This is a genomic window from Streptosporangium minutum, from assembly GCF_002149035.1.
GTDB lineage: Bacteria > Actinomycetota > Actinomycetes > Streptosporangiales > Streptosporangiaceae > Streptosporangium > Streptosporangium minutum.
In genome coordinates this window covers 1-9,350 of record NZ_NGFP01000009.1, presented here as the reverse complement: position 1 = coordinate 9,350, position 9,350 = coordinate 1, and the positions used below count along the sequence as shown (strand labels likewise).

10 protein-coding genes are annotated in these 9,350 nt (G+C 69.8%); 1 reads left to right on the top strand and 9 read right to left on the bottom strand.

Annotated features, from left to right (window positions below; all coding sequences use genetic code 11):
* Nucleotides 1-353 precede the first annotated feature (353 nt).
* The 6 genes from CA984_RS03470 to CA984_RS03445 all read right to left on the bottom strand — a co-directional run bounded on the left by CA984_RS03470 (nucleotide 354) and on the right by CA984_RS03445 (nucleotide 6,991).
* A complete protein-coding gene (locus tag CA984_RS03470; RefSeq protein WP_086567966.1) occupies nucleotides 354-815 on the bottom strand; it encodes an ATP-binding protein in 462 nt (153 codons plus the stop codon).
* Complete coding sequence (locus CA984_RS03465) at nucleotides 812-1,159, bottom strand: hypothetical protein (protein ID WP_165781084.1); 348 nt, start codon at nucleotides 1,157-1,159, stop codon at nucleotides 812-814. The genes CA984_RS03470 and CA984_RS03465 overlap by 4 nt, the downstream gene beginning before the upstream one ends.
* A gap of 305 nt (nucleotides 1,160-1,464) precedes the next feature.
* The gene (locus tag CA984_RS03460; RefSeq protein WP_242675712.1) at nucleotides 1,465-2,679 is read right to left on the bottom strand and encodes a helix-turn-helix domain-containing protein; all 1,215 of its coding nucleotides are present in this window, start codon (nucleotides 2,677-2,679) and stop codon (nucleotides 1,465-1,467) included.
* Between the two features lie 4 nt (nucleotides 2,680-2,683).
* Nucleotides 2,684-3,202 carry a flavoprotein gene (locus tag CA984_RS03455; RefSeq protein WP_242675711.1) on the bottom strand — a complete coding sequence of 173 codons (519 nt, stop codon included), beginning with the start codon at nucleotides 3,200-3,202 and terminating at the stop codon, nucleotides 2,684-2,686.
* Between the two features lie 174 nt (nucleotides 3,203-3,376).
* On the bottom strand, nucleotides 3,377-4,783 hold the full coding sequence (locus CA984_RS03450; protein ID WP_207620701.1) for a replication initiator: 1,407 nt from the start codon (nucleotides 4,781-4,783) through the stop codon (nucleotides 3,377-3,379).
* 687 nt (nucleotides 4,784-5,470) lie between these two features.
* Nucleotides 5,471-6,991 (bottom strand): recombinase family protein, encoded by a 1,521-nt coding sequence (locus CA984_RS03445; RefSeq protein ID WP_086567953.1) that lies wholly within the window; start codon nucleotides 6,989-6,991, stop codon nucleotides 5,471-5,473.
* Nucleotides 6,992-7,035: 44 nt separating this feature from the next.
* Here CA984_RS03445 and CA984_RS03440 point away from each other — a divergent pair, with 44 nt between their 5' ends.
* Nucleotides 7,036-7,443, top strand: coding sequence for an aldo/keto reductase (locus CA984_RS03440; protein WP_278248979.1), 408 nt, complete (start codon nucleotides 7,036-7,038; stop codon nucleotides 7,441-7,443).
* Between the two features lie 78 nt (nucleotides 7,444-7,521).
* Here the strand turns inward: CA984_RS03440 and CA984_RS03435 are convergent, their stop codons facing one another.
* The 3 genes from CA984_RS03435 to CA984_RS03425 are packed head-to-tail and all read right to left on the bottom strand — an operon-like array spanning nucleotide 7,522 to nucleotide 9,162.
* Complete coding sequence (locus tag CA984_RS03435) at nucleotides 7,522-7,794, bottom strand: DUF6510 family protein (RefSeq protein ID WP_086567950.1); 273 nt, start codon at nucleotides 7,792-7,794, stop codon at nucleotides 7,522-7,524.
* 43 nt (nucleotides 7,795-7,837) lie between these two features.
* Nucleotides 7,838-8,593 (bottom strand): ferredoxin reductase, encoded by a 756-nt coding sequence (locus CA984_RS03430; protein ID WP_086567947.1) that lies wholly within the window; start codon nucleotides 8,591-8,593, stop codon nucleotides 7,838-7,840.
* Complete coding sequence (locus CA984_RS03425; protein WP_086568136.1) at nucleotides 8,563-9,162, bottom strand: sulfite oxidase-like oxidoreductase; 600 nt, start codon at nucleotides 9,160-9,162, stop codon at nucleotides 8,563-8,565. The genes CA984_RS03430 and CA984_RS03425 overlap by 31 nt, the downstream gene beginning before the upstream one ends.
* Nucleotides 9,163-9,350 lie beyond the last annotated feature (188 nt).

The window sequence follows — 9,350 nt, the reverse complement described above, 5'->3', positions numbered from 1 at the left end:
GGCAGACCCCGCCGCCCGCCGTACCGGGCACCCGCCGTACCGAACCGCACCCGCCGCCCTTGGTACGCGCTGCCGCCACCGCTGCGACCACCGGCCCAACCGCTACGCGGCCCCTTCGGGGTGCCTTCGGCATTGCGCCGGCCGTCTCCGCTCTGTGAGTTCACCAGGCACACGGGGGTTGCAGGGAAGAACAGGGCTCTGCCGCCCCGCTTCCGGTGCTCGCGCCTGGCGGCACTGCGCTCCGGGTCGGGTTGCCATCGAATGACAGGATTACGTGGTCACGGTCATTGTTGGTCGGGTGCGGCAGCACGGCTACGGGGGAAGGCCGCACCGCCGCACCAGCTTCGAGGGGATCAGCGGTAGGTGAGCTGAACCCAGACCGCGCGGCCTATCTCCGGGTCGTAGTCGGTGCCCCACCCGCTGGATAGGAAGTCCACCCACGCCAGGCCCCGCCCGCTGAGGCTGTCACCATCGACAGGCCGCATTTGGGGAACGTTGACCGTTGAGCCCTTGTCCATCACCTCGACGTGGACCAGGCGCTCCCCCAGGCCGACGCCGACGGTGATGATCTCGTCAGGATGGCCCGAGTCGCTGTGCAGGATCGAGTTGGTGACGACCTCACTCACCAGGAGCTCTACCGTCTCCAAGGCCTCCCCCGATGCCGCGATGTGCGCGCTCAGCACCTTCAGAACCCAGTGGCGCGCGTCTGACGCCGACTGCGGCACCCCGTAGAAGTCCCGGTGATCCAGGAATCGAAGCCCGTTCCAGCGCTTGAGCATCGCCTCGAACGCTTCATGGACGGCTTCCCGGCTCACCGCGCCGCCGCCTTGCGGATCGTCTGCGCCGCCCGATGGTCAAGGGCGTCGATCCACTGGTTACGGCCCCGCCCCCACTGATAGATCCAGTCCTGCCCGAGCTTGCGGGCGGTCACCCGAACCGGCCGCCTCCCCCCCTGCGCCGTCAGATACGGTTCCTCGGTCAGCGGAAGCTCAAACTGCGTTGCCAGACCCAGCCCGCGCAGGTCCCACGCCAGCCGGACGAGATGGATGTAGCGGTCTTCCTGCACCGTCCCCAGGACGGGCCGTTGCGTGAGGGGGGCCGGTTGCGCCTGGTCAGCCGGTGTCGCCTCCTCCTGCGACATGGCTTTAGAGTGATCCACGGATCGCACCTCCAGAGTGCGGTCAAGGACCTGCCGGACGAATGGCGTCGTTCCGGCAGGTCCGCCGTTAATGTCCTCGCGGACAGTGCGCCTGGCCCGGCTTCCGCATGATCAGGAGTGGCAGGGTGTGACGTTTCGCGCTGTGCGCGCGTGATGCGGGCATGACCTGAACCCCTCCTGACGGTGACTTGCTACGGGCGGCGGCTGCACTCCAGGAAGAACCGTAGGTTCGTGCCAGGGGCCGGACCCGTACCGCAGTGAGGGTGAAGAACCCGCACTTTTGTGCGGGTCGGTGCGTCATCGCATCAGGCGATGCCCGCTCGCGTGGCCAGGCCCCGGAGTTGCGGTGTACTGGCCCGGTGCTCGCGTTTGAGGAGCTGAGCCAGCAGTTCACGGGTGCGCCCGCCGTAGCGGACGAGTTCGGGAGAGAGCTGTTCGGCCAGGAGGAGCATGTTCACCGATGCGGCGTCCTTGCGCTGAATGGCGTACGCCCGCGCGAGATCCAGGTGGACCTGTGCGCGACGCCCGACCAGGCCCGGGGCCATGACTTCGACGTCGAGTGTTTCCGCCTTCGCGATGGCCTGACGCGCGTCTCCCGACTCCACCGCCGCTGACACCTCGTGAATGGTGACGTTGGTCAGCCCGAAGGCGCTCCAGAAGTCGTTGCGATCCTCACCCAGACGTTCAGCGACCCGGCGAGCCTGGGTGAGAAAAGCGCCTACGGCCGTCCGGTCATGCTGAGCGGCGGCGGCTGTGACCGCGACCAGGTACAGCGCGCCGAGCATCGACAGCGATCGGGGGTCACCGTGGCGGACGGATCGATGTAGAGCGTCTGCCGCGCGAAGCACAAGCCCAAGTGCCGCGTCCGGCTCACGGAGACGGACGAAAACGTAGCCGAGACGATAGGCGCTTACGGCGGCCAGCAACGGTCGTTCGGCCTCTTCGGCTGCGGTCAGCGATCGGTCAGCGGCCAGCCAGGCGAGGTCGGGTTCTCCGACGCGCCGCAACGTGGTCGTGGCGCAGTGGTAGGTCAGTGAACGGAGTGTCTGGTAGGTCCAGCGCCGGTGCGCTGGGGCATGACGGCTGCCGAGTTCGGTCGCCACGATGAGCCCTGGCAGGCGTCTGCCCACCTCGTCATACTGGGTCGCCTGATAGAGCCGGTTCACCCGGCGGATCTCGTGACGCAGCCAGACGAAGCTCTCCGGTGAGCCTTCCACCTGCCGTGGGTCGATCAGCGAGGACAGGCCGTCGTAACTCATCATGGCGTGACGGATGGCGGACGCTGCCTGGTAGTGCATCGTGGTGTCCGTTTTCGCGGTGGTGAGGTCTTCGGCGGCCAAGCCCAGGATCTCACCCAGAGCGTTGATCACGCTGTGGCTGTCCACCCTGCGTTGCCCGCGCTCGACCTGACTCAGCCAGCTCTCCGAACGACCGATCAGCCCCGCGAGGACGGCCTGTGACAGGCCACGGCGACGGCGTGCCCGAGCGATCCGCTGACCGATGTCCTTGCGGGCATCCACACCATCACCCCTGTGAGTGTCGTCCCCCGACAACGCTGCGCAGTTCCTGAATGATCTGTTCCCAGGATGGCATGCGAGCATGTGACGGCGCATCGGGATCGAACAGCACCCGGACACCCATCTCTCGCAGCGTTTCCACGCTCCGGCCGAAGGCAAGATGCCGGGCCAGCGCGTCCTTCAGTAGAGGGACGGCGACGATGGGAACGCCGAACCCCGTCACCTCGCACAGCAGGCCGACCGCGAACGTGTCCGCGAGCCCACCAGCCCACTTGTTGATGGTGTTGAACGTCGCCGGAGCCACCACCACCGCATCGGCCGGGGGCAGCCCCTTCGGCTCACCCGGCATGCGGTACGTGCTGCGGACCCGATCCCCGGTCAGCCGCTCCAACTCGTCGGCGTCGACGAAGCGGGCACCCATGGGCGTGGTGACCACGTGCACCTGCCAGCCGTCCGCCTGAGCGAGCATCACCAGGCGGGCGAGGTCAGCCGCCGCCGGAGCGGCACATGCGACCACGTACAGCACTCCGCACGTCTCCATACCGCGTGATCCTAATCAGAGCCGGGCAACCGGTGCGGTCGGGCAAGGCGTCGACGAAACCGGCCGTGATGCCACCAGCCGAACTCGCTCCGTTCGCCCTTCGGGTGCCTTCGGCATTCCGCCGGCCGCACCACTCCGCCCGAGGACACTTCTCTTCGGTCAGCCGGGTTTCGGCTGCTCGCGTTCACGGGCGATCCGGCGGGCGGTGGCGATGCGTTGCCGGGCGAGTTCGGCCCACAGGGCTTCCCCGTGCCGCAGACCGTTCCCGGCGTAGCGCCACTGCGACAAGGTGACCGTCTCCTCCCCGTCCGGGGCAGGAAGGCCGAGGATCGAGCGGGCTTGCTCGGCTCGGTAGTCGGCGCGTGCCTGCCGCAGCTCCCCCAGGGTGATGGAGTATCGGCGGCTCTTGGTCGAGAAGTGGCCACGGTAGCCGAGCATGTGCGCCCACTGCCGCAGGGGAAGGTCCCGATACTCCGGCAGGCGGCCCAGCGCGAAGCAGGTGAGGATCATGCGCCGGGCGTGCTCGGTCACGGCCAGTCCGGCGATGTCCTCCACCCGGCGGATCGGGCGGTCCACCGTCCCCGCGGACTCCGCTCCCTTGGTCGCGTACTTGGCGACGTAGGCCGCGACCCGCTGATCACTGACCCCGTCCAGCTCAGCCGAGACGTACACCGGCCGGACATCGAGCTGATCACCCCACCGCAGCAGAACCGGAGCAGGACCGTCCGACGCCGGGACGACGACCTGTCCGGCAGCCTCCCGGATCGCCCGTTCGAGGAGCGCGACGGTCGCCCAGTCAGGCGGCCGGTCAGCCGGCCCTTCCGGACCGTCGAGGCGGATCACCGCGTGGAAGTGGACCAGGCCGCGCGCCTGATATTCGGCGACCTTGGCGTACGACAGTCGCAGCGTACGGCGCAGCGCGGCCCGGCGGACGCCGAGCAGCCGGGCGAGAACGGACGGAAGCGCCTGGGTGAAGCGCCGCCACAGCTCCCCCGCGTGGGCGTTCCACAGCACCGCGCCCCGGTAGTCATAGCAGCTTGCGCAGAGCGGTTGCCCGGCTTGAGGGTCATCACGTTCGTGACGTCTACCGCACCCTTCCGGCTGCCCGTGTTCGCACACGGTACGGTCCCGCCGGGGACGACACGGCAGGGGCGTGCCGTTCCGCTCCCGATGGGCATGGACCGCGCCGAAGGACGGAGCGGTGAACGTGGCGAACACGCGGGGATGCCCGCTGACGTCCTCGGGAACACCCTTGCCACCACGCAGGCCGGAGATGATCAGGTGATAGGTGTCGTCCCGGTAGGTCTCCGAGCAGGCCGGACACCGGGAGGCACGCCGGTTGCCGCAGGCGGTGAGCAGGAATCCCGTGGGCTCGTCAGCGGTCCGGTAGACGTCCAGAACCTCCCCCGTCCGGACGTCCACGGTCAGCCGTTCACCATGGAGCCGGACGGGTTGGGCACAGCCGCCCGTGGCGTACACCATGCGCTGCCACCGGACGAAGTCCGGCATGGCCGCACGGTGCAGCGCAGCCAGCATGTCAGGGGCGAGGGAAGGCGCTTGGTTCACGCGGCGTCCCTCCCGCACACCTCATCGGGTCGGGAACCGGCGTCCTGCGTCTCGGCGACGCTGACGCCGAACACGGTGGCGACGCGTCGCCACTTCTCGTCGGTCCAGCGGGGGGACCGTGCCGCTTGTCGTCTGCCCCACTCCCGGGCAGACAGGGGTTCAGGGTTCAGGTGGACTCCTCACCTCATGGGTGGAGCCACCGCCACGCCTGACGGACAGGACGTCGCACGCCGTCGCCAGGGCAGCCCGAAGACAGCCGTTGGCGTGTGGTGCGCAGCAGCGAGAGATCAGAATGGAGTGCGGCGAGGAAGTGGATGGCGCGTTCTGTGTGGACACCTACCGCCGGGCCGGGGCCCTCCGACGATCATCGGTGATCATGAGATGTGTCGTGCCCGGATGAAAAATGCGCCTGAGGTGATTCGCCGAGATGTTCGCTGTGTCGTGCCGTGGGGAGGTCGGTGGCTTCTTACGCGATCAGTTCTACATCGGGGTAGACGAGTTCGACCAGCTTCGAGTTCCTCCGTGAGCGTTGTGTGTAGACGTCCGTTGGCGTCCGTGAGTGTTCGTCAGCGTCCGTAGACGTCCGTCCGTCACCGGGAAATCGGCGGCGAAAGAAAGAGGGCTGTCGCCTTTCGGTAAGGCCGACAGCCCTCGGAAGAGGCTGAAGACGTCCAGGACGTCTCGCGCTCAGCCCTCTCGCCAGATGGGCTCCAGGAGGTCCGGGTTGAAGACCCGCTGGCCCTGTCCGGCCGGGTGGACGATCACCGCGTGCAGCGCTTCCCGGATGTAGGTGCGCTTGGTGGAGATGGGGAACCCGCCTTCCTTCTCCGGCAGGTACCAGCGCCGCCGGATCTCCGCCGCGTCCGTACCGGCCCGCGCCTGCCGCAGCTCTGCCGACGCGGCGAAGCCGGCGGCTTCCGCACGGAGTCGGGCGATCTCCTGTTCCAGGCCGGGGGCGAGCTTGAAGAACAGGTCATTGCTGATGTTGCCGGAGTTCCACTGCCGGGTCAGCTCGTCCAGGCGCGACTTCACCTCTTCCAACTCCTCTTCCCTCCCCCAGGAAGACTCCCCCGCCGAGGCGGTGAACGCGGCCTCCTCCAGCTTCGCCAGGACCGCTTCCGAGACGTACTCGTCCACCAGGTCACCGCGCCGGGAGGTTCCGCCGCAGCCGCCTTCCGCCTTGCTCAGGCATGTGTAGGCGTGGTGCTTGGCATTCTTCTTACGGTTGGTACGGAGCGGGGCGTTGCAGGGTGTTCCGTCCGGCTTGATCCGGCCGCAGCGGAGGATTCCGGCGAGCAGGTACGTGGGGTCCCGGTAGTCGGGTTGGTGCGGCTTCATGATCTTCATGTCCCGGCCGATGAAGTAGCCCTTCCGGCTGTCGAAGACGGCCCGGATCGCCTCCCACTCCTCATCCGTGAGGATGGTCGCCCACTGTCCGCGTATCGGGTTGCCGTCCGCGTCCCGGACGAGTTCGCCGTTCAACTCCCGCAGGCCGCACATGCGCGGGTTGCGCAGTGCCACCTTCAAGGACTGCACGGTCCAGTCGTTGCCGAGCGAGGTCTTCGCCCCCGCCTCCTGCCACTCGCGGACGATCGAGTGCAGGGAACGGCCGGACAGGAAGTCGCGGGCCGCCTGCCGGATGAGGTCGGCTTCCTTCGTGTCGAGGGTCAGGCGATCCGGCTTCCAGCCGAAGGGGCGCGGGCCGCCGGAGGGCACGCCCAGTTCGGCACGCGACCGGTGCGAGCGTCGCATCCGGCGTTGCATCTTGCGGACTTCCATCCTGGAGATGACCGCGCCGAGCAGGCCCATGCTCTCCACGTCTTCGCTGTAGAGATCCTGAGCGCCCCGTGCGTCGGCGAACACGCGGCCGTCCTGGAAGGTGATCGCTTCCACGAACCGCTCGTAGTCGCCCGGCCGGCGAGCGAGGCGGTCGGCCGCCAGGATGACGATGCCCTGCACCGGCGTGCCGTTCGGCAGTTTTCCGGCGCGCAGCGCGCGTAGCATCGCCTCGAAGTCGTCGCGGACGACTCCCTCTTTGGCCGCCGACTTGTCGTTGTCGGTGAACTCGTGGACGACGGTCCAGCCGTACCGTTCGGCGGTCTTCCGGTTGACCCTGTGCTGGTCCTGCACACCGTGTTCGTCGCGCCTCAGGTCGGCGGAGATCCGGGCGTAGGACACGACGGGAACGGGGGGATTCGACGGGCTCATGTGCACCTCCGGCCAACATCATGCCTGAGATGTAGAGCTAGAATCTGCTCTACAGGGAGGAGGAGCGGGAGATGAACCCGCTCTGCGCCGACCAGGGGGTGGGCCTGATCCCGTGGAGCCCGCTGGCCCGGGGCCTGCTCGCCCGCGCCGGTTCCGACGCGGAGACCACCCGCGCCGACAGCGACGGGCGCATCGGCGCCCTCTACACCGACGCCGACAACGACCGCCAGATCCTCGACCGGGTCGCCCAGGTGGCCAGGGAGCACGAGATCCCGCCGGCTCAGGTGGCGCTGTCCTGGCTGCTCCGCCAGCCGGGCGTCACCGCCCCGATCGTCGGCGCGACGAAGGACAGGCACATCGACGACGCCGTCGCCGCGGTGGATCTGGAGCTGACGGACAAGGAGCTGGGCTTCCTCGCCGAGCCGTACCGCCCGCGCGCCGTCGCCCACTGAGGCCGGCCGGTCGCGGCCGGGACCGGGTACGGCGTGCCCGCCGCCCGCTCGCCGGCGGGCGCGTCGGCCTCGGCCCGGTCAGGTCGCGCCGGGCAGCGCGAACTGCAGGCACGTCACCCCGCGCATGTCCAGCCATGCCCGTCCCGGGCCCCGTACCAGCCGGAACAGGACGGCGTCGCAGCCGGGGCAGCGGCCCACCAGGCCCGGGGCGTGGGTGTAGAGGTGCGATTCGGCCAGGGCGAGGCTCTGCGCGCAGTTCGAGCACTGCCCGGTGGCCGCGGTCAGGTCGACGGCGAACACCTCGCGCAGGGCTCCTCCGGCGGCGTTGCCGTCGAGGCGGTTGTCGGTCATCGAGACTCCTTGGGCGTGGAAGGTCGCGGTCCCGGCGGGGAGGTCAAGGCCGTCCTCCACCGGGTCCGAAACGTTCGGTGCGGATGCGGGCCGGGTCGTGGCCGGCGGCGACCAGCAGGTCCGCGACGGTCTCGACGAAGCCGGTCGGGCCGCAGACGTAGCAGGCCGGAGCCAGCTCCGGCGCCCAGGCGGTCTCGGCCAGCAGGCCGGCGTCGATCCGGCCCGGCGGACGCGGCCAGCCCTCCGGCGCCCTGCGGGTGTAGGCGTAGGTGACGTCCAGGCCGGACCCGTCCTCCGACGCGCCGCGCAGCTCGTCGCGGTAGAGCACCGCCTCGGGGTCCCGCACGGAGTACAGCAGCCGGAACGGCGCCGCCGCGCCCGCCGCGCGGGCGCGGATCATCGCCATGAGCGGGACGGCGCCGGAGCCTCCCGCGACCAGTTGGACCGGCTCCGGCGCCTCGGGGCGCCAGACGAACCAGCCGCCGATCGGGCCGCGCAGTTCCAGCGGGTCTCCCACGGAGAGGACCCGCGTGAGGTAGGGGGACACCTCGCCGTCGGGCAGCGACTCGACGGTCAGCTCCAGGCGGTCCCCCCGGGGCGCCGAGGCGACGGAGTAGGAGCGCTGGGTGGAGTAGCCGTCGGGCGCGGTGAGCCGTACGTCGACGTGCTGGCCAGCCAGGTGGCCTGGCCAGCCGGGCACGTCCAGGACGATCGTGCGCGCGGTCGGGGTCTCGTCACGGACGGCGGCGACCGTGGCGACCCGCCAGGTCAGTCGCCCCAGTACCGTTGCTCGCGCCACGGGTCCCCGTAGTTGTGGTAGCCGACGCTCTCCCAGAAGCCGGGGTGGTCCTCGTTGAGGAGCCGGATGGCGCTCACCCACTTGGCGCTCTTCCAGAGGTACAGGTGCGGCACGAGCAGCCGGGCGGGCCCGCCGTGCTCGGGGGTGAGGTCCTCGCCGTCGTAGCGGACGGCGATCCACGCCTGCCCGTCGAGCAGGTCCTCCAGGGGGAGGTTGGTGGTGTAGCCGCCGTAGGAGTGCGCCAGGGCGTACTCCGCCGAGGTCTCCACCCCGGCGAGCAGGGTGTCCAGTGAGACCCCCTCCCAGGCGGTGGCGAGCTTGGACCACTTGGTGACGCAGTGCAGGTCGACCGTGAACCGCTCGGTGGGGAGGGCGGTCAACCCGGCCCAGTCCCAGTGGTGGGCGGCGCCGGTCTCGGTCGTGACGGTGAGGTTCCAGCTCTCCTTGGGGACGTGCGGCGTGGGGCCTGCCGAGAGCACCGGGAAGTCCTCGGTGAGGTACTGCCCGGGCGGCAGGTCCGGGGCGCCGCCGCGACGGCGGCCGGAGAATCCCGGCGAGACGATGCCGATGACGCTCACCTCCTGGTCTCGGAGAGGTCGACGCGGCCGTGACCCGCAGGTCGGGCGCATCGCGTGCGTACATCCGATCCCATCACACCCGCCCGCTCCGCGCTCCGCCGGGCGGCCCCGTCCGGGCGGGCGGCGTCCGGCGGCCGCGCGGCCGGGGAGCCGGGAGGCGGGAGCCGGGGCCTGGGAGC

What these genes read in the sequence shown, in the direction of transcription:
- CA984_RS03435 (WP_086567950.1), bottom strand. Translation starts at nt 7,794, where the DNA reads ATGACCGACAACCGCCTCGACGGCAACGCCGCCGGAGGAGCCCTGCGC.
- CA984_RS03445 (WP_086567953.1), bottom strand. Translation starts at nt 6,991, where the DNA reads ATGAGCCCGTCGAATCCCCCCGTTCCCGTCGTGTCCTACGCCCGGATC.